Annotated in this window: 15 protein-coding genes; 10 read left to right on the top strand and 5 right to left on the bottom strand. The window is 64.8% G+C overall.

The window, feature by feature from the left end; genetic code table 11:
* Window positions 1-33 precede the first annotated feature (33 nt).
* On the top strand, window positions 34-840 hold the full coding sequence (gene sctT / locus C0Z18_RS04310; RefSeq protein ID WP_102644146.1) for a type III secretion system export apparatus subunit SctT: 807 nt from the start codon (window positions 34-36) through the stop codon (window positions 838-840).
* Window positions 841-903: 63 nt separating this feature from the next.
* Entirely contained in the window at window positions 904-1,302 is a 399-nt protein-coding gene (locus C0Z18_RS04305; RefSeq protein WP_102644321.1) for an HrpB1 family type III secretion system apparatus protein, read from the top strand.
* 25 nt (window positions 1,303-1,327) lie between these two features.
* On the opposite strand, the gene C0Z18_RS04300 is transcribed toward C0Z18_RS04305, so the two are convergent.
* The 4 genes from C0Z18_RS04300 to C0Z18_RS04285 form a co-directional block, all read right to left on the bottom strand.
* Entirely contained in the window at window positions 1,328-2,887 is a 1,560-nt protein-coding gene (locus C0Z18_RS04300; RefSeq protein WP_102644145.1) for a methyl-accepting chemotaxis protein, read from the bottom strand.
* 310 nt (window positions 2,888-3,197) lie between these two features.
* Complete coding sequence (locus tag C0Z18_RS04295) at window positions 3,198-4,487, bottom strand: MFS transporter (protein WP_102644144.1); 1,290 nt, start codon at window positions 4,485-4,487, stop codon at window positions 3,198-3,200.
* 97 nt (window positions 4,488-4,584) lie between these two features.
* Window positions 4,585-5,427 carry a 2-keto-4-pentenoate hydratase gene (locus C0Z18_RS04290; RefSeq protein WP_332888202.1) on the bottom strand — a complete coding sequence of 281 codons (843 nt, stop codon included), beginning with the start codon at window positions 5,425-5,427 and terminating at the stop codon, window positions 4,585-4,587.
* Complete coding sequence (locus tag C0Z18_RS04285) at window positions 5,424-6,644, bottom strand: pyridoxal-phosphate-dependent aminotransferase family protein (protein WP_102644143.1); 1,221 nt, start codon at window positions 6,642-6,644, stop codon at window positions 5,424-5,426. The genes C0Z18_RS04290 and C0Z18_RS04285 overlap by 4 nt, the downstream gene beginning before the upstream one ends.
* Window positions 6,645-6,815: 171 nt before the next feature.
* Here C0Z18_RS04285 and C0Z18_RS04280 point away from each other — a divergent pair, with 171 nt between their 5' ends.
* The 3 genes from C0Z18_RS04280 (at window position 6,816) to C0Z18_RS04270 (ending at window position 8,739) form a co-directional block, all read left to right on the top strand.
* Complete coding sequence (locus C0Z18_RS04280; protein ID WP_102644142.1) at window positions 6,816-7,532, top strand: GntR family transcriptional regulator; 717 nt, start codon at window positions 6,816-6,818, stop codon at window positions 7,530-7,532.
* 198 nt (window positions 7,533-7,730) lie between these two features.
* Window positions 7,731-8,327 (top strand): nucleotidyltransferase domain-containing protein, encoded by a 597-nt coding sequence (locus C0Z18_RS04275; protein ID WP_102644141.1) that lies wholly within the window; start codon window positions 7,731-7,733, stop codon window positions 8,325-8,327.
* A complete protein-coding gene (locus C0Z18_RS04270; RefSeq protein WP_102644140.1) occupies window positions 8,302-8,739 on the top strand; it encodes a HEPN domain-containing protein in 438 nt (145 codons plus the stop codon). Before C0Z18_RS04275 ends, C0Z18_RS04270 begins: the two co-directional genes overlap by 26 nt.
* Before the next feature lie 99 nt (window positions 8,740-8,838).
* On the opposite strand, the gene C0Z18_RS04265 is transcribed toward C0Z18_RS04270, so the two are convergent.
* Complete coding sequence (locus tag C0Z18_RS04265) at window positions 8,839-10,083, bottom strand: multidrug effflux MFS transporter (protein WP_102644139.1); 1,245 nt, start codon at window positions 10,081-10,083, stop codon at window positions 8,839-8,841.
* A gap of 330 nt (window positions 10,084-10,413) precedes the next feature.
* On the opposite strand from C0Z18_RS04265, the gene C0Z18_RS04255 reads away from it, so the two are divergent.
* From C0Z18_RS04255 to C0Z18_RS04235, 5 genes are all read left to right on the top strand, one after another.
* Window positions 10,414-10,818, top strand: coding sequence for a hypothetical protein (locus C0Z18_RS04255; protein WP_199189384.1), 405 nt, complete (start codon window positions 10,414-10,416; stop codon window positions 10,816-10,818).
* A gap of 384 nt (window positions 10,819-11,202) precedes the next feature.
* Window positions 11,203-12,393 (top strand): non-hydrolyzing UDP-N-acetylglucosamine 2-epimerase, encoded by a 1,191-nt coding sequence (gene wecB / locus C0Z18_RS04250; RefSeq protein WP_102644136.1) that lies wholly within the window; start codon window positions 11,203-11,205, stop codon window positions 12,391-12,393.
* Window positions 12,394-12,433: 40 nt separating this feature from the next.
* Entirely contained in the window at window positions 12,434-14,710 is a 2,277-nt protein-coding gene (locus C0Z18_RS04245) for a cellulose biosynthesis cyclic di-GMP-binding regulatory protein BcsB (protein WP_102644135.1), read from the top strand.
* Entirely contained in the window at window positions 14,707-16,896 is a 2,190-nt protein-coding gene (locus C0Z18_RS04240) for a glycosyl transferase family protein (protein WP_102644134.1), read from the top strand. The genes C0Z18_RS04245 and C0Z18_RS04240 overlap by 4 nt, the downstream gene beginning before the upstream one ends.
* Window positions 16,893-19,400, top strand: coding sequence for an NfrA family protein (locus tag C0Z18_RS04235; protein WP_102644133.1), 2,508 nt, complete (start codon window positions 16,893-16,895; stop codon window positions 19,398-19,400). The genes C0Z18_RS04240 and C0Z18_RS04235 overlap by 4 nt, the downstream gene beginning before the upstream one ends.
* Window positions 19,401-19,408: the final 8 nt, after the last annotated feature.

The raw sequence follows: 19,408 nt of genomic DNA, 5'->3' as shown, positions 1-19,408 counted from the left end.
GAACAACGATGACGAAAACGACAGGCAAGCGACATGAGCGAGATTTCCTACGCGACGATCCAATCGAGCCATGACCTCGTGCGGTTCATGATCGTGCTCGGACTGTGCAGCGAACGGTTGATGGTCTTGATGATGGTCTTCCCACCGACGTCCGAGAACGTCATCCAGGGCCGCGTGCGCACTGCGCTCGCTCTGCTGTGGGGCAGCTTCGTCGCATACGGACAGCGTGGGCTGCTCGAGCAAGGCGATGCCATGGTGCTCGTCGCCATCGGCCTGAAGGAAGCGCTGATCGGGGTGGGGCTGGGATTTGCCGCATCGACGGTGTTTTGGGCCGCCGAAAGCGTGGGTACCTACGTCGACGATCTAACCGGCTTCAATCAACTGCAGATGCAGAACCCGAGCCAAGGTCAGCAAACTTCGCTCACCTCGACGCTTCTGAGCCAATTCGCGATCACCGCGTTCTGGTGTCTCGGTGGCATGACGTTTCTGCTCGGCGCGATCTACGAGTCGTACACATGGTGGCCGCTGGACGGTGCGATGCCCGCGGGCGGCACGATCCTCGAGGCATTCGTGCTGATGAAGACCGATTCGCTGATGGAGACGGTGGCCAAGCTCGCGACGCCGATGATGCTGTTGCTCCTGCTCATCGACATCGGCTTCGGTTTTACGGGGAAGGTCTCGCAGAAGCTGGATCTGCCGTCGCTCGCGCAACCCGTCAAAGGCGCGCTGACCATCTTGATGCTCGCGCTGATGGCGGCCGTCTTCATCGATCAGGTGCGCGACCAGCTTTCGCTGACCGGGATCGCCGCCGAGGCGCGTGCGCTCGCGCACGGCCGGTGAGGGGGCGGTACCCGCTCAAGTATGGATTGGCGTATTGCTCGAAAAAAAAGCGCGGAGAACGAGATGATCGAGTCGATGAACGGGAACAAGGGCAACGAGATCGTTGCCGGGATGATGGATGTGCTCTGGGCGGGCGCGGCGCTCGACACGTTTGCGGACGTGCAGGATCTGATCGACGCGCTGGCCGTGCTGCATCCGCAAAGCGGCGAGACGCGCGAGGTAATGGCCTGGTGGCACGTGCGCGCACGCGCCTGGGGGGAAGGACTCGGTGAATTGCGGCGCGTCGAACGCGACGGCGTGCTGTCCTCGCGAGGCACCGCGCTGGCCGCGGTTTGCCTCTATGCGCTGGGCGATCCCGCATGGCGCACGTATGCCTATGCGGCGGCCTACCAATCGGACGACGTCATGGCCATCCGGACCGCCGAAGCGTTGCTCGCGGCGCCGCAGGTCCCGCGCCGCTGACGCGGCGGGGCGCCTCGGCCACCGCTCAGCCCGCGATCCTGAATACCCCGACCGCCTCCGACAACCGCCGTGCCTGCTCCTCGAGCGAACCCGCCGCGGCCGCGGCCTGCTCGACGAGCGCGGCATTTTGCTGCGTTACCTGATCCATCTGCGTGACCGCGCGATTGACTTGATCGATGCCCGTGCTTTGCTCGTCGGCGGCCGATGCGATTTCGCTCATGATCGAGCTCACGCGCGCGATCGAATCGACGATCTCCGTCATCGTCGTACCCGAGCGCTCCACGAGGTGCGCGCCCGATTCGATGCGCACCGTCGATTGGTCGATCAGATCCTTGATCTCCTTGGCCGCTGCCGCGCTGCGTTGCGCGAGCGAGCGCACCTCGCCCGCCACGACCGCGAAGCCACGCCCTTGCTCGCCCGCGCGAGCCGCTTCCACTGCGGCATTCAACGCGAGGATGTTGGTCTGAAACGCGATTCCATCGATGACGCCGACGATCTCGCCGATGCGCCGCGAATCGCCGACGATGCGCTGCATCGTATCGACCACCTCGCGGTTCAGATCGCCGCCCTGCGTCGCCAGCCCCGACGCGCCTTGAGCGAGCGAACTCGCATGCTTGACGTTGTCGGTCGTTTGCTTGACCGTCGAGGTCAGTTGCTCCATGCTCGCCGCCGTTTCTTGCAGCGATGCGGCTTGCTCCTCGGTGCGCTGCGACAAGTCGGCGTTGCCCGCGGCGATCTCGCTCACGCCCGTGTCGATCGCCATCGTGCCGCGGCGCACGCCGTCGACGGTTGCGATCAACGACTCTTGCATCTTGCGCAGCGCGGCCGACAGCCGGCCCATTTCATTGCCGCTCGTTACTTCGACGCGGCGCGTGAGATCGCCTGCCGCGATGCGCTCGAATTGCTCGATCGCTTCATCGACAGGCTGCACGATCGCGCGCATCAGCATCGCGCGCGCAAGCCATGACATGACGAGTGCGAATGCCATGCCGACCGCCACGCCGGCGGCCACGTAAGTGAAACGTTGTTCGGCGTCGCTATAGCGTTGCTCGCCATGGGCGAGGTGGAGCTTCTCGAGCGCCTGCATCGCCTTTTCGTAGCCGTTGTAGAGCGACGGCAGTTTGTGCGACTGCAATTCCAAAAACGTATTCTTATCGCCGGCTTTGAGCGCGGCCATCGCCGGCTCCACGCCCTGTTGCAAGAAGGCGTCGCGCTTTTCGTTCATCTGGTCGAGCAGGCGTTTGCCGTCCTCGTCGTCGCCGGCGATGCTGACGTAATGCGAAAGCAGGCTATTCGATTGCTTCAAATAGCTATCGAAACGCGTCAATACAGCCGCTGCGCCGGTCGAATCGTTCAATTCCGTTAGCGACGAATAAGTCGCCAATGCCAGGCGCAAACGCAGTAATTGTTCGGCGCTGCCCTCCAAATCGGCCACGGCGGGCGTATCGACTTGATACATCTGTTCGAGCGAGGCATTGCTCGCGCGCAGCGAAAGCAGACCGCCCGCCGCGCCGATGAGCAGAACGATCGCGACGAAAGCGACAAAGTACGTAAGTGATGCCCTAATCGACAACTTCTTCAACATGACGGGTTCCTCATAGGCCGTCGCCCGAGTGCCGTTGGGGCACCCGCGGCGGGCGCATTGCTGCGCGGATAATCGGCAGCGGGGGTGAAAACTTAATGGTTAACACGTAAAAAAAGCGTCGGATTCCAATATGTGGAAGTTTTATGTGAAATTCGAATGACGATCCTTTCAATCGATGCTGTGATTCGGAAAAAAATTCTTCATTGGGCAAGAATTCAATTGCACTGGCTATGCGTCTTTAAATGCAAAGTGCCCCGGAACGATCCGGGGCACTGAATGTAAGCGCTGCGCTATCGAGGTGCGGCGCGATTCAGACGAGTTTGCCGACTCCCGGCGTTTTCGTGTCGCCGCGTTCCGCGCCCAGCGATCGGTCGGGGGACATCGTGAACGACAGCACGATGCCGATCGCCATCAGCGCCATCGATACGATGAAGGGCAGATTCCAATTGCCGGTTTTATCGATGAGCCAGCCGCCGATGACGGGGCTCACGATGGCGGCCAGCGCGGAGCCGCAGTTCATGATGCCGCTCGCGATGCCCGAGTGTTTAGGCGCGATGTCCATCGGCACGGCCCACATCGGGCCGATCGTCATCTCGTTGAAGAAGAATCCGGCGCTCAAGCAAAGTGCCGCCACCGTGATCGAGATGTTCGACATCAGCAAGATCGGCGTGAGCGAGATCAACGTGAGCAGCATGCAGACGCCGACCATGACGTTGCGCGCCATGCGCACGTTACCGCTCTTGCGCAGGATCGCATCGGTGACCGAGCCGCCGAGCCAGTCGCCGAGCACGCCGGCGAAGAAGACGCCCGACGCGAACAGCGCCGATTCGCGGAGATGCAAATGATAGTTGTGCAGAAAGTATTGCGGAATCCAGCTCAGGAACAGCCAGAGTACCCACCCGTAGCAGAAGTAGACGGCCGTGACCGGACTCATGCGCGCGAACAGTAGCCGCCATGGCGCTGGCTCGCGCTCCTTGTTGCCGGAGTAGGCGGCGAGTTGGCCGCATTCCGTGTCGGTGATGCGCGGGTGATCGCGCGGATCGTCGCGGAAGTACCAAGCCCAGATGAGCGCCCAGATCAGGCTGCCGATACCGGTGATGATGAAAGCGCCGCGCCAGCTCGTCGACACCATCAGCCAGACGATCAAGGGCGGGGCGACCGCATTGCCGATGCGCGAGGCGGCGTGCGTGATGCCTTGCGCGAAGCCGCGCTTTTCACTGGGCATCCAGTTCGACATGGCGCGCGTGGCCGTCGGGAAGGTCGCGCCTTCGCCGAGGCCCAGCAGCAACCGTGCAACGATCATCGACACGAAGCCCGTGGCGAGACCCGTCAAGATCGTCGCGCCCGCCCAGACGATGCCGCAGACCGCGAGCGTGCGGCGCGGGCCGAACCGGTCGCCCACCCAGCCCCCGAGGATTTGGAAGATCAAATACGGATAGGCGAAGGCGGAAAATACCACGCCGATTTGCGTGTGCGTGAGATGCAGCTCGGCGCCGAAGGCGCTGGCCGCGGTGCTCACGTTGACGCGGTCGACGTAAGTGATGAGGTACATCACGCACAACAGCAACAGCACGCGCATGGTGGCTCGACGAAACATCATCGGTCTCCTTAAGTGGACGGACGCATCGGAGCGTCCGCTACAACTCGATCAAGTACGTCACTGTTCGGGTACGGCTCGGGTACGACGGCGCTTCGGATCAGGTCAAGGTCAACTCGACGGCGGGCAGGCCGTCGATCTCTCCGCGCGCGACGCCCGCGCCCGCGGGAAAGTGCATGCCGGTGTATGAGCCGCACGTGAGCACCGTGCCCGGGGCGAGATCGAGCCCGCGCGCGATACAGTGGTTGACGAGCCAGTACGGCAGCCAGCGCGGATCGCCGGCCGGATTGGCGGCGGGCGCCTGCGCGATGTCGATGCCGTCGAACGTGAAGCGCATCGAGGGCGAGACGAACGGGAAGTGCGCGTCGAACCAGGCGTCGTACGGCACGCCCTCGCCGACGACGAGGGCGCCGTTGTTTTGCAAGTCGGCGAGTTGACGGCGGCGGTCGATATCGGGCCACCCGGCGAACCGGCTCGCCACGACTTCGATCGCGGCATGCACGCTCGCGATCGCGTCGCGCACGGCCGTTTCGCTCGGCGGGCCGGCGTCGGCGCGAAAGCCGCTGCCTAGCACGAAGGCGACCTCGAGCTCGAGTCCGGGCTTCGCATAGGCCGCACGCGCAAGCGTCGCCGGGCCGCGGTGAACATCGCAAGCGGGCAGGGGCGCGCCTTGCGCAGGACCGCCGGCCGATTTGGCGCCGATCTTCCAGCCGCCCGCCGCTTGATTCATCGCACGCAGTATCGCGTCCTGCACCGCGTAGGCTTCATCTTCGCTCGCTGGCGCCAGATCATCGGGCAATTCGGCAATGCGCGCGTGGGGGCCCGCGGCTCGCGCGCTTGCCAGCATGCGCGCCAATCGTTCGATGCGCTCCATGCGTTCCATGCCCTCGAAGCGCTCGGTCGGCTCGCCTACGAGCGTCGCGTATCTCGACGGAGTGCTCATGCGGCCATCCCGAGCGCGGGCTTCACGGCGTGGCGCGTCAGATGATCCATCGCGGCCACGACGCCGCTGCCGGCGAGCTTTACGCCCGCGAGCCGCAGCCCCATTTCGCAGCCCGAGAGCGTGGCCATCAGCGTGAGGTCGTTGCAATCGCCCAGATGCCCGATGCGGAACATGCGGCCTTTGACTTTGCCGAGGCCGGTACCGAGCGACATGTCGAAATGTTCGTAGATGAGCTTGCGCACGGCATCGGCATCGATGCCTTCGGGCATCATGACGCCCGTTAGCACCGGTGAATAGACGGCAGGATCGGCGCATTGGATGTCGAGCCCCCAGGCCGTGACCGCGGCTCGGCAGGCGCCAGCCAGTCGCTGATGGCGCGCGAAGACGTTCTCTAGACCTTCCGCGAGAATCATGTCGATCGCCTCGGCCAGCCCATAGAGCAGATTCGTGCTCGGGGTGTAGGGCCAGTAGCCTTGCTTGTTCATTTCGATGATCTCGCCCCAGCCCCAAAACGAGCGCGGCAGCTTGGCCGTCTTGCTCGCTTCGAGCGCTTTGGGCGAAACGGCGTTGAAGCTGATGCCGGGCGGCAGCATCAAGCCCTTTTGCGAACCGGACACCGTAACGTCCACGCCCCACTCGTCGTGCCGGTAATCGGCCGAGGCCAGCCCGGAGATCGTATCGACGAGCAGCAGCGCCGGGTGCCCGGCCGCGTCGATCGCTCGCCGCACGGCGGCGATATCGGAGGTGACGCCCGTGGATGTTTCGTTGTGCACCACGCACACGGCCTTGATCGTGTGGCCCGCATCGGCGCGCAAACGTGCTTCGATCCGATCGGCCTGCACGCCCCGGCGCCAGCCTTCGGTGCCGGGCAAGCCGAGAAACTCGGGCTTGAGGCCCAAGTTCTCGGCCATCTTCTTCCAGAGCGTGGCGAAATGCCCGGTTTCGTACATGAGCACGGCATCGCCGGGGCTCAACGTGTTGGTGAGCGCCGCCTCCCAAGCGCCCGTGCCGGAGGCGGGATAGATCACCACGGGTTGCGTCGTCTTGAAAATCTTCCGAATGCCTTCGAGCACCTTCAAACCGAGCACCCCGAACTCGGGGCCGCGGTGATCGATCGTGGGCAGGCTCATCGCGCGCAAGATGCGATCGGGTACGGGGCTCGGCCCGGGAATCTGCAAAAAGTGACGACCGGCCGGGTGGAAGTCGAGCTTCAACATGAGTCGCATCCTTATTTTGCATTTTGAATGCAAAAAACTTTAGCTCAGGTTGGCGCCGGAGGGAAGAGAAAAATGGGGCAGGGTAATCACCGGTCAGCGTACGGCCTGAAAGGCGCGCGGCGGCGCGCGGCGCTACGGTAAAATTTCTGTCATCGGAGTAGGGAGGTTTGCATGCAAAATACGAGCGCACCAAGCGCCGATGTCGTACCCCTTTTGCCGAAGGTGGCGCGTCAGCAGTTGCACGACACGGTCGTCGACCATTTGCGAACGTTCATCGTCGAGGGGCTGCTCGCGCCCGGCATGAAGCTGAACGAGCGCGAGCTGTGCGAGCGGTTGGGCGTTTCGCGCACGCCGCTGCGCGAGGCGTTCAAAGTCCTGGCCGTCGAGGGCTTGGTCGAACTGCTGCCTAATCGCGGTGCGATCGTGTCGCAAATGAGCGAGGTCGAGATTCGCGAGATGTTCGAGTTGATGAGCGGGCTCGAGGCGTTTTCGGGCGAGTTGGCCTGCGAGCGCATCACGGCCGCCGAACTGGCCGAGATCAAGGTGCTGCATTACGAAATGCTCGCCTGTCACGCGCAGCACGATTTGCCCGGTTATTACGCGCGGAACCGCGCGATTCACGATCGCATCAACGAGGCGGCGCGCAATTCGGCGCTACGCCAGATTTACGCGGCGACCAACCGGCGGTTGCAGGCCATGCGGTTTCGATCGAATTATTCGGCGTCGAAATGGGAAAGCGCGGTCCGCGATCATGAGGAGATGATTCGAGCGCTCGAGGCGCGCGACGGCAAGAAGATGGCGGCGATTTTGCGCGCGCACTTGCTTGCCAAGCGCGATGCGGTGCTCGGGCTGGCGGCCGCGCAGGACGGCGGGGTTGTGGAGGGTTAGTGCTTGTGTTGGGCGTCCCGCTGTAGCGCATTGGGCTTCGTATGTAGCTGAAAATGCTTCAACCGGTTTTCGACGTGATATTCGACTCTCGCTTTCTGTTTTGACGAGGGCAGCCTTCGTCCTTGCTTGCGCCATCGGGGTCGCATTGTCGGAGGGGCTTGCGGATCGTAGCTAAAAAAGCTACATTTGTAGCCAATTATGCTTCAATCACTGTCCACCCTTCTGTTTAATGAGTATCGTCGGCGCGTGCTGGGCCTCTTGCTCTTGCAACCCGAACTGAATTGTCACGTGCGCGAGATCGCGCGCCAGACCGGGACCTCGGCGGGGACGCTTCACAAGGAGCTATCGCGTCTGGCCCAGGCTGGGATCTTGAGGCGCACCGTGCAGGGAAAACAGGTTTATTACGGCGCCGATCGCGACTGTCCGATTTTCGAAGAGTTGGCTAGCATCCTTCGCAAGACATCCGGCGTGGCCGACGTTCTCGCGCAGGCCTTGGCACCGGTCGCGGACAAAGTTCGGGCCGCGGCTATTTTCGGCTCAGTCGCGAAGGGAACGGAGCGGGCGGGTAGCGATGTCGATGTCCTTGTCATCGGCGACGTCGGTTTTGTCGAAGTCGTACGTCTCTTGCATCCAGCCCAAACTGCGCTCGGTCGTGAAGTGAACCCCAAGATATACAGTTCGGCAGAGTGGCAAAGCAAGTTGCTGGTCGGTGATACTTTCGCTCGCGACGTACTTGCGAAGCCAAAGATTTTTCTGATCGGAAACGAGCATGACCTTAGAGAACCTGTTGGGTAGAACGCTGGATGCGGTGGTCCCGAGCCGTGAAGCGGTGCAACGGCTCCTCGCTGCCGCCGAACGCAATCTGACCGACGCAGAACTCTCGGCCTTGAGCGCGGAGAACCGTTTCGACGTAGCGTACAAAGCGATCATGCAATGCGCGATGACAGCTCTCCATGCCAATGGGTATCGCACTTTGACCAGCCGGCCCGGCCATCATCAAACAGCGATCCAGACTTTGCCGCAGACCATTGGCCTTGCCAACGACGAGATGATCGTCCTCGACGCGTTGCGTAAGCAGCGGAATTTGGCAGACTACGATGGAGATCCAGTGCCGGATGCCACTGCCCGAGAGTGCCTCCTTTGCGCAAGGTCATTGCTCTCGGAACTCAGGCGCTGGCTTAATGAGAACCGACCGGATTTGCTTTAATGGCTCTCTCTCAAAAAGCCATACATTCAGTTTCCTTTGCAGCAAAGCGCGACTAGCCGTCTAGCCGCGCGGAAGCCGACCGGCACACGCGCAGTCGATTTACGCGTGATGACCGCGCGCTTCCAATAGCGCCAAATGCCGGAGCAGTTTCGTAACCATCACCACGACCGTACCGGCGAGAATGACGAAAAAGGCCGCGAGGGGCACCAGCGTATGCACCGACACGAAGCCGGCCAGTCCCATCATCGCGGACGAAACGAGCAGCAACGCGCAGCCGAGAATCGCGCTCGTCAAACCCGCGATATGCGGGAACAAAGAATTGCCCTTGGCCATCAACGTCGGATACATCGCGCCGGCGCAAAAACCCATGACCAGCACAGGCGTGGCGAGCGTCCAAACCTTTAGGCCGATCGTCGATGCGAGCGCGAACATGGCGAGCGAGGCCGCAATCATCGTCCATGCACCCACGCGCAGACGCGTCTCGGCCGTGGGAAGCCGCGGACCGTGGAGCCGGTTCGATAGCCCGCCGAGAAAGTACATCATGCCGATGCCCAGCGCGAGGTAGCCGAAATAGGTCGGCTCTTTGTGCAGCGTAATTTGGACCATGAACGGCCCGACGATGTTGAACACGAGCAAAATGCTGTAGCACAGCCCTTGCGCGAGAAAGCAACTTTGGAACACGGGGCTTGCGAGCACCATGCGTGCGTTTTTCACGAGCGTGCGGGGCTCCAAGTGTACCGGCGACGGCAGCGTTTCGCGGTAGCGCCAGAGAATGGCCCACATCAGCAGCGAATAGACGAGCAGAAAGACCAGGCACGCTTTCCAGCCGAACCACGTCTGCAAATGCGCTCCGATGACCGGCGCGACGATCGGCGCGAGCCCCCATGCGATCGACATGTAGGTGAACGCATGCATCAGCGCTTGGCCGGAAAACGAATCGGTGATGATCGCCTTGGCCAGCAAGTTCGTCACCGCGATGCCGAAGCCCTGCAGGCAGCGCGCGAGGATGAACGTTTCGAGGTTCGGCGCGGAGAGCGACAGCAAGCAACCGATCGTATAAATCACGAGGCCGAAGGCGAGTACGCGCTTGCGCCCGTAGGCGTCGGCGATCGGCCCGAAGATCAGTTGGCCGAGCGCATAAGCCGCCATATAGCCCGATACGCTCGACTGAATCGCTTGCGGCGACGTGGCGAAGAACCGCGCCATGGCCGGCAGCGCCGGGACGTAAATGTCGATGGCGAGTTGTCCGGCGGATGCGAACAGACAGATCAGCAGCAGCAAAAAGCGCGGCGAATTGCGTTTGCGCGGCGGCGCAAAGGAAGGAGCGGAAAGATCGGGCGTCATCGAAGCAGCGAAAAGCGGGGCCAGGCTCGAGGACCGGAATCGTTGCGCTCGGCCCGAGGGCCGCCTCGAGAAGAGCGTCGTGCGCTATTGTAGTGACTTGCGAAAAGCCTTGCTCGCGGTGGGGCGGGACGAGTTGGGAAGAGCGCCCGGCGCACCGCGGCTATCATGTCATGGCGCGCTCGCCGGCGACTTTCAGCGCGCGTTTCGAACTGACGTGGCGGCAGGTCCCGCCCTCGCGGCCACGCCGAGCGGCACGCCGCTTTGCCAAACCGACGGCTGGAATTGACGATGCGGATCGACGAGGACCGGTTTCAGAATTGGTTGATGGAGATGGGCGGCGCGATCGAAGCACTGCGCGAATCGCTCCCCGCCGACGTCGCGATTCGTCTGGATTTTACCGGCGACTCGCTGAGCGCCATCGAGCGATTCGCGCTGGCGCGTTATCCGAGTATCGAAAATATCAAGCGGCGTCGCGAAGCCCGATTAGTCGACGGCATGGCCCGTTATGTGGGAGAGGTTTTCCGCAAACATCTAGGCGGACGCTGGATCGTCCATTCGGACGCTTGTAATGCGTTTCACGGCTTGCCACAACTCGTCGATATGACGGGGCAATGCTCGCCATTATGTCCGCTGACGCTGGTGACCGCTTCGGTCGATCGGCGCACCGGAGATTTTATCCGCACCGTGTTCGATAACGCCGTGCGCAATGCGCTCGATTCGCTGCGGGCGAACTGAAGAACGACAGGCCGAATGTGTCGGTCGTATTAAGGACGCGTCATCCCGACGAGGCTGTTTTCAGCAGCGGTCCCCTCGCGCTTTATCCGTCTTCGCATTTTGTTCGCCTGTAGCGAATACGCGACAGCAATTCTGAAACAAACATAAGTCAATCGTTTGCGTCCGAGTGGCTTACCTTGGTTCACGTTTGTTTTTAAACAATTTAACGATTGTTTGGATGACTCTTCCCGGGATTTCAGAAAATTCGTTTCCGGTGCGATAGCGTGGGATTGAATCGCGGGAACGGCTCGATATCCGTTGCCCGATTGCCGCGTGCGCGCCCCAAGACCATACGACCAAGCCGCCGTTCATTGCGCGGTTATGCATTCACGGGGAAGTCACACCATGTCGCTCAAGATCCTGTCCGTTTTCGGCACCCGCCCCGAGGCGATCAAAATGGCGCCGGTCATCAAAGCGCTCGAAGATGCCCCCGGACTGGAGTCGATCGTTTGCGTGAGCGGCCAGCACCGGTCGATGCTCGAGCAAGTGCTGGAACTGTTCGACATTCGTCCGCGATACGACCTCGCGTTGATGACGGCGAACCAAACGCTCAACGGTCTTGCGTCCCGGTTGATCTTTTCGTTCGACGACGTACTCGCTCAAGAGCGGCCCGATTACGTGCTCGTCCACGGCGATACCACGACGGCCGCCGCCGCTGCCTTGGCGGCATTTCACCGGCGTATTCCCGTCGCCCACGTCGAGGCGGGGTTGCGCACGGGCGATTTGTCGAGCCCGTGGCCCGAGGAGATGAACCGCCGCATCGTCGATGCCATCAGCGATCTGATGTTCGCGCCCACCCAAAGTGCGAAGGCCAATCTGATGGCCGAGGCGCTGCAAGGACGTATCGTCGTCACAGGCAACACCGTCATCGATGCGCTCTACGCCACGACGGCGCGCATCGACGCCGATGCATCGCTGCGCGCCAAGCTCGACGCCCAGTTGCCGTTACTCGAGCCGGACAAGCCCATCGTGCTCGTGACCGGACACCGCCGCGAAAGCTTCGGCGAAGGTTTCGCTTCGATCTGCAACGCCATCGACGAACTGGCGCGCAGCGGCGACGTGCAAATCGTCTATCCCGTGCACCTCAATCCGAACGTGCGTGCTCCCGCACGCGCGCGCATCGGCGCGACGCCGGGCGTGCATTTGATCGAGCCGCTCGACTATCTCGGCTTCGTGCGTCTCATGCAGCGCTCCGCGATCGTCTTGACGGATTCGGGCGGCGTGCAGGAAGAAGCGCCCGCGCTCGGCAAACCGGTGCTCGTCATGCGCGAGGTGACGGAACGGCCCGAGGCACTCGAGGCGGGCGCCGTCCGGCTCGTCGGCACGCATACGGAGACGATCGTGCGCAGCGTGCGCGAGCTGATCGGCGCAGGCGACTGCGTGCGTACGCCGATCAGTCCTTACGGCGATGGGTTCGCGGCGAAGCGCATCGTCGCCGCGATCGTCGGCGCTCCCTTCGACGAGTTCGCCACCACGGTGCGCGGCGGCGCGGGCGAGCGGGCACACGATCCCATCGAGGCCGCCGCGCAGATTTGATGCTCGTCACCTAGCCCGGTCATGCGCCCCGGCGCAAGCGATGACCATCGCCTGCAACTCGCCCGGGCCCTTTCAACTTCGCGTATTCAACCCGAACATCGTGATGCCCAATCCTTCCGCGCGCGCCGTCTCGCGCTTTCGCGCCGCCTTGTGCGCCGTGCCTGCTCTGCTGCTCGCTCATTCGACGCCCGGGGTGGCGGCCGAAGCCGCCTTGGGCGATGCATTCGCGCATCTGGGCGAGCATCGCATGGTCGCGCGCACTGTGTCGCTTGCCGATCTCGGCCTGCGTGACCCGCTCGTGCTGTCCGCACCCGATACGCGCCATGAGCTCTATCTGCCGGTGCCGGCCGGCGTGCCGATCGACGATGCGACGCTGCAGTTGGACGGCGGCTATCTGCATGCCGACGGCGGCCGCGAAACGATGCTCGTATCGCTCGACGGCTCGCCGGTCCTGGCGCGCGGCTTTACCGACCCGCAAGGCAACGCGCAAGCGAGCATCGGCGTGGACGGCTCGCCGCGCAAGAGCGGCTTCGTGCGCGTGGGGCTGCAATGGTCGTCGATCATCGACGATCGGCTTTGCACGGATCAAACGGCCATCGGCAACGTGCTGCGCGTCGCGCCCAGCTCGCGTTTGACCTACCGCTTCGACGCAAGCGCCATTGCGGACGTACGCACGGCCTGGAGCGCGCTGCCGGCGGCACCCGAGATCGCGATTTCCGGTGAGCGTATCGGCGATGCGGCGTTCGATACCGCTTGGCGCGTGGATACGCTGATGGAGCGCGAGGGCCGGCACCCCGTCGTGCGGGCTTGGCCGAAGGTGGGCCAGGCGGTCGCGCTCGATCCGGCCGACGTGCCCGCCGCATTGCGCGCGGTGCCCGCCTTCGCGGCACTCGCGTCCGGCGGCAACGTGAAGCTCGCCGATGCGGCGCAGGTCGGCGCCGCGCTGGTGCTCGCCTCGACGAGCGCGTTCGCGCCGGACGTGATCGTCGCCGACGACGCATCGCGCCGGCAAGCGAACGAGGCGCTCGACGCGCTGCGCCAGCAGATCGCCGCACTCTCGCCGGACGGCGCCAGCGCGTTCGACGCATGGCGCGCTCGTGTGTTCGCGCCGATCACGAGCGCCTTGGCCACGGGTGAGCTGCGCATCGCGCACTTGCCGGGCCGCGCCGCGATCGTCGTCGGCGATCGCACCGCCGCGCAAGCGCTCGTGCGCGACTGGAGGCCCATCGGCGTCGCCGACCGGTACGTCGTGCACCGGCTCGACGATGCGCTCGGTCCGGACGTCAAGCGTATCGCGCTGTCGGCGCTGGGCGGGGAGCCGCGCACGCTGGACGTGCTGGGGCGAGCGACGTGGGACGCGAGCTTCGATCTCGCATCCGTGGCCGCGAACGGCAAGCTGCCCGACCAGGTCGTGTTGGATGTGGCCGCCGCGCCGACCCCGCGTCACGACGGCAACATCGCCTCGGTCTACCTGAACGGGGTGCTGATCGCCTCGAAGATGCTCGACGAAAGCGGTAAGCCTCAGCGCATCGCGGCCCATGTGCCGCGCTACGCGCTTGCGCCGGCGAACGTGCTGCGTGTGGTGTTCCAGCGCCGCCCCGACGGCGATTGCGAAGCACGCTCGCAGGGCTATCCGGTCGCGATCCTGCCCACGAGCCATATGACGCTCGCCCGCGCCGAGGCCGACGACGACTTCCTCGGCATGCTCGCGCGCTTTGCGACGACGGCGAACATCGTCGTGCCGGCGGCCTATCTCGACGATGCGACGCAAACGGTGACGCGGGTCGGCCGCTTGGCCGAGGTGTCCGGCATCGCGCCGACGCGCTCGATGTTATCGATCGTGCCGGCCGGTGCCGGTGCCGCGCCGACGGGGCCGTTCCTGGCGATGGACGTGGCGCTGCAGGGCGAGCAAGCGGCGCGCGCGCGATGGTCGGAAAACCGGCTGACGCTCGTGGACGCTTCGGACCGCGCGTATGCAGACGTCTCCGGGCTCTCCAACCTTGCGGTGATGCAGGTCGCCCGTGCGGGCGGGGCGATGGGGATCGCTTACCAAACGCTCGGTAAGCAACCGTCTCTGGTGCCCGCCTCGTTGCGGCTCGCGCGCGGCGACGTCGCGCTCATTGCGGCGGATGGCGTCGCGCGTTTATTCGATTCGCGTCATCCGGGCGAAGTCGTCACCGATCGCGCAGCGGACGATGCGTTCTCGCGCCGGTTGCCGTGGTTCGTCGCCACGGGCATCGTCGCCGCGTTGCTCGCTTTGTTCGCGATCGCCGGCATCGAGCGCCGCCGCCATCGCGCGAAGGGCGACGCGCAATGACGCTCGCGGCGTGGACTTGGTACGGCGGCTATGCCATGGGCCGCTACTTCACGGTGCTGGAATTGCTGGCCGCCGTGGTCGCCGTCGCCATTTTCGTGTCGAGTCTCGACGATCTGTTCGTCGATCTTTGGTACTGGTCGCGCGAAACGTTGCGGCTGTTCACCGTCAAGCGGCGCTACCGCCCGCTCACGGCCGAGCAATTGCAAGCACGCGAGGAGCAGCCGCTCGCGATCATGGTTCCCGCTTGGCTCGAATACGACGTGATCGCGGCGATGCTCGAGGACCTGGTGCGGGTGTTGGATTATCGGCAATACGTCGTATTCGTCGGCACCTATCGCAACGATGCGCGCACGATCGAGGAAGTCGAGCGTATGCGGCGGCGCTACCGGCAACTGCGCCGGGTCGAGGTGCCGCACGACGGGCCCACCTGTAAGGCCGACTGCTTGAACTGGGTCATTCAGGCCATCTTCAAGTACGAGCGCGAGGCGGATCTCGAATTCGCCGGCGTCGTACTGCACGACAGCGAAGACGTATTGCACCCGCTCGAGTTGAAGTTCTTCAACTACCTGCTGCCGCGCAAGGACATGATCCAGTTGCCCGTCGCTTCGCTGGAGCGGCACTGGTTCGAACTCGTGGCCGGCACGTACATGGACGAATTCGCCGAGTGGCACGCGAAGGATCTCGTCGTGCGCGAGAGCCTGGCCGGAGCGGTGCCGTCGGCCGGCGTGGGTACGTGCTTCTCGCGCCGGGCGCTGCTCGCGTTGATCGCGCAAACGGACAATCAGCCGTTCAACACCGAGAGCTTGACCGAGGATTACGACGTGGGCGCGCGCCTGGCCAAGCTCGGTATGCAATCGATCTTCGCGCGCTTTCCCGTCACGTTCGCGGCGCGCCGCAAGACGTGGTTCGGCCTCGGCCCGGTGCGCGAATTCACACTGACGATGCCGCTTTGCGTACGCGAGTTCTTTCCCGATACGCTGCGTACGGCGTACCGGCAACGCGCGCGCTGGACGCTCGGTATCGGCTTGCAAGGATGGCGGCAGACGGGTTTTTCCGGTTCGCTCGCCAATCGTTATCTGTTGCTGCGCGATCGCAAGGGCACGGTGACGGCGATCGTCGGCATGCTCGCCTATGTGCTCGTTGCGCAGTTTCTGCTGTTCGCGCTCGCCGACGCGCTAGGCATCGCCCCGCCTTTCGCCGCCTCGCCGCTCGCCGATGCGCGCTGGTTTCGGGCGCTGCTATGGATCAACGCGGTCGCGCTCATGCTGCGCGCCGTGCAGCGCATGTACTTCGTCACGCGTTTGTACGGATGGGAGCATGGGTTGTTGTCGGCGCCGCGGATGGTCGTGGCGAACTTCATCAACTTTCTGGCCGTCACGCGCGCGTGGCGCTTGTTCCTCGTGCACGTCGCCACGGGCAAGCGGCTCGCGTGGGACAAGACGATGCACGATTTTCCATCGGCCGACGGGCTGCTCGATCGACGCCAGCGTCTCGGCGAGCTGCTGATCTCGTGGCAGGCGATCGATGCCGAACAACTTCAAAGCGCGCTCGGCGAGGCGCATGCCCGCGAGGCGCCGCTCGGTCGCGTGCTGATGGCCAAAGGGTGGCTCGACGACGAGACGCTCGCCGAAGCGATCGCGTTCCAGAGCGAGCTTGCACGCGGCGCGCTCGACATGGCCGCGCTGGAGCGGCATCGTGCGCAGTTGCCGCTCGATACGATCGTGCGTTATCGCGTCTTGCCGCAAGGCGCGAGCGCCGACGGGCTTGCCGTCGTGCTGACGGCAAGCCCGCTCGGCGAGGCGTTGATCGATCAACTGGAGACGCAGCTCGGCGGCAAACTCGAGCAACGGATCGTGCGGGAAGGCGAGATCGCGCTGGGGCTGCGGCGATTGCGCGGCGTCGCCGGTGCGCAGGCCGGCGAGCGCACGCGCATCGACACGGCACGCGCGGACGACGCACGTGCGCACGGGCAGCCCGTGCGTGTGCCGTTGCTCGGCGACTTGCTGATCGAACGGGGTCATGTGCGTCGACAAGCGTTCGAAGCCGCGTTGACCGATTACCTTCCGGACCGGCATGGCCGCATCGGCGATTTCATGGTCGAGCGCGGCGTCGTCTCGCGCGAAGCCATCGACGAGGTCGTACGCGAGCAGCGGCGCGCCAGCGGGGCGGCCGGGGGGATCGCATGAGCGGCCCTCTTCGTCCTGTAGGTGCGTCGCGGCCGGGCGTACGCGCGGCGCGCCTGGCGGCGCTGACCTGCGCGGTGTCGTTCACGTTCGCGCAAACGGCCGCGCACGCCGCCGAGTACCCCGTCGCACCGCCGCCGCTGACCGGCGCCGCCTATCGCGTGGCCGAGCAAGCGTATGCCGGCTATGGCCGTCACGACTACGCGCAAGCCGTCGCGCTGGCTCGCGAGGCAATCCGGCAGCGGCCCGACGTGCCCGAGCTACGCCTGTTGCTCGCGAACGCGCTGGCCGCGCAGCACGGCTATGCCGCGGCGAGCCGCGCGCTCGCCGATGCCATCAAGGCATTCGGGCCGCTGCGCCCGCTCGTGAAGCGCCGGGCTCAGATCGACGTATTGGCTGCAGCCGCCGCGAAGGTCGTCCGGACGAGCGCGACCGCGCCGCTGCCTGCCGACGCCTTGACGGGCGATGCATTCGCGGCGGCGCAAAGCGCCTACCGCGCGTATGCCGAGAAGCGTTACGCCGATGCCGCGCAAAGCGCTCAGCAGGCGATCGCGCTCAGGCCCGACGTGTTGCGCTTACGGCTGTTGCTCATCGATGCGGCGAGCGCGGCCGGCAACGACCTACTCGCTTGGCAAGCCGACGTGCAGGCTGTGCGGCAATTCGGCGACAGCGACGATCTGCGGCTGCGACGCACGTTCATCGGCAACGGCCTTGCGCCGCAAGCGTCCAAGCGTGCGTTCGCCGCGCGCCAGGCAGGCGACCTTGGCGCCGCGATCGCGGCGGGACGAGAAGCCGTCGCGTATGCCCCTGACAACACCGACTACCGCGTCGCCCTGTTCGACAAGCTGATCGCCGCCGAGGATTGGGCGGGGCTCGAGGCGGCGGCGAGCGATGCGATCGGCTACGACGATACGGCCGTGATGCCGTACGTGTTCCGCGCATACGCGCGCGTGGCGCAGCAGCATACCGAGCAAGCCGATGCGGACTTGCAGGTGGCCTTCCGCGATCACGACGAGACGCGCGCGACGCTCAATAGCGCGCGCGCGATCGCCGCCGATATTTGGATGACCGAGGACCGTGCGCGCGAGGCCGCGGACCGGCTCGCGGCGGTGCCACCGACCGGGGACGATACGGATGCGTTCGTCGCCGAGCGCTTGGGACGCGCGCGCCGCAGGCTCGCCGCCGCGCATGCCGCCGTCCCGGCCTTGGCCGCGGCGCGTCCGATCGTCGATTGCGAGAACGATCCCGACTTCGGCGAAAGCTGCGACGTATGGCCGGCCGATCCGGGCCATGCCGCGGCGAGCGCGCAGGCGCGTGCAAGCGAGCGCGGCGACAAACAAGCCGCGTTGCGCTACGCACGCGAGGCCGTCGCGCTAGCGCCCGATAGCGCGCAGCATCGCGTCGAGGTGGTCGATGTGCTCGACGACGCGGGGCGCACGCGCGAAGCCGCCGACGTCGCGCGAGCGCTGATCGCCGACGGCCTGTTCGACTCGCTGCCGCCGCTCGAGGCGGGCTACATCGCACTGCGCGCGGGCGACAACGCGCGGGCACTCGCGGCATTCAAGCAGGCCGGCGCGCAAGGCAAGTTGTCCGCGGACGCGCTGGCCGATGCCGGTTATGCCGCCGAGGCCGCCAATCGCGATGCGCAATCCGCACGCTACTTCGAGCAAGCGATCGATAAGCTCGCAACGGAAAGCCGGCGCCCGTTGCACGGCGCGGCGAAGGGCGCGGCCGCTCAGCAACTCGAGGATTTGCGCGCGGCGCACTCGGAGGCGACGCGCCGATGGGGCTTCGACGTCTCGCTCGACTATCGGGGCGCCGGCCTTCAATCGGGCTACGCGAGCGCACCGCGGCCCACCGCCAGCAATAGCTGGCAAGCCGGCAGCGAAGTGTACTGGCGCCCGTTCGGCAGCCTGGGCGAGCGCATGTTCGAGTTGTATGCGCGCGGCTACGAGACGTTCGGCGTGGCGTCCGGCGGGGGCGCGAGCGGCGCGAGTTCGCTCGAAGCGGCCTTCGGCGTGCGCGGCAAGCCGTTCGCGAACATCGACGCCATCGCCGCGTTCGAGCGCATCGTGCCGATCGGCTCGCAAGCGCAAGGCGATTGGCTCGCGCGACTGGCGTATTCGGGCGGCGTCGGTACCGAGCGGCGCGTCGACGTGCCCTCGTGGTGGACCGTGTCCGCGTATGCGGAGGGCGGGCACTACATCGTCCATTCGTCCAATTACGCCACGGCCGTGCTCGAAGCGGGGCGCACCTATCGGATCGACCGCGTGAGTCCGCGCTTCACGGTGTTTCCGTACGTCGTGGCCGCAGCCGATTACGACACGACCATCGATCGAAGCGTGCCGATCGGCACCGGCGTGGGGATGACCGCCCGCTATGCGTTTCGCGATGGTCATTACGACACGCTGCGTTCGTCGGTCGAACTGTCGGTGCAGTACCGATGGAAGCTCGTCGGCGACGAGCGCGCACGCGGGGTGTTTTGCAGCGCCATCTTCTCCTACTGACCGCGGCC

It is taken from the genome of Trinickia dabaoshanensis (assembly GCF_002879885.1).
In the GTDB taxonomy this organism is placed as follows: Bacteria; Pseudomonadota; Gammaproteobacteria; order Burkholderiales; family Burkholderiaceae; genus Trinickia; species Trinickia dabaoshanensis.
This window is presented reverse-complemented; position numbering and strand designations above follow the sequence as displayed.

Coding starts and splice junctions, on each gene's coding strand:
- C0Z18_RS04275 (WP_102644141.1), top strand. CDS start 7,731: ATGCTTCAATCACTGTCCACCCTTCTGTTTAATGAGTATCGTCGGCGC.
- sctT (WP_102644146.1), top strand. CDS start 34: ATGAGCGAGATTTCCTACGCGACGATCCAATCGAGCCATGACCTCGTG.
- C0Z18_RS04265 (WP_102644139.1), bottom strand. CDS start 10,083: ATGACGCCCGATCTTTCCGCTCCTTCCTTTGCGCCGCCGCGCAAACGC.
- C0Z18_RS04305 (WP_102644321.1), top strand. CDS start 904: ATGATCGAGTCGATGAACGGGAACAAGGGCAACGAGATCGTTGCCGGG.
- C0Z18_RS04285 (WP_102644143.1), bottom strand. CDS start 6,644: ATGTTGAAGCTCGACTTCCACCCGGCCGGTCGTCACTTTTTGCAGATT.
- C0Z18_RS04245 (WP_102644135.1), top strand. CDS start 12,434: ATGACCATCGCCTGCAACTCGCCCGGGCCCTTTCAACTTCGCGTATTC.
- C0Z18_RS04280 (WP_102644142.1), top strand. CDS start 6,816: ATGCAAAATACGAGCGCACCAAGCGCCGATGTCGTACCCCTTTTGCCG.
- C0Z18_RS04295 (WP_102644144.1), bottom strand. CDS start 4,487: ATGATGTTTCGTCGAGCCACCATGCGCGTGCTGTTGCTGTTGTGCGTG.
- C0Z18_RS04270 (WP_102644140.1), top strand. CDS start 8,302: ATGACCTTAGAGAACCTGTTGGGTAGAACGCTGGATGCGGTGGTCCCG.
- C0Z18_RS04240 (WP_102644134.1), top strand. CDS start 14,707: ATGACGCTCGCGGCGTGGACTTGGTACGGCGGCTATGCCATGGGCCGC.
- C0Z18_RS04300 (WP_102644145.1), bottom strand. CDS start 2,887: ATGTTGAAGAAGTTGTCGATTAGGGCATCACTTACGTACTTTGTCGCT.
- C0Z18_RS04255 (WP_199189384.1), top strand. CDS start 10,414: ATGGGCGGCGCGATCGAAGCACTGCGCGAATCGCTCCCCGCCGACGTC.
- C0Z18_RS04235 (WP_102644133.1), top strand. CDS start 16,893: ATGAGCGGCCCTCTTCGTCCTGTAGGTGCGTCGCGGCCGGGCGTACGC.
- C0Z18_RS04290 (WP_332888202.1), bottom strand. CDS start 5,427: ATGAGCACTCCGTCGAGATACGCGACGCTCGTAGGCGAGCCGACCGAG.
- wecB (WP_102644136.1), top strand. CDS start 11,203: ATGTCGCTCAAGATCCTGTCCGTTTTCGGCACCCGCCCCGAGGCGATC.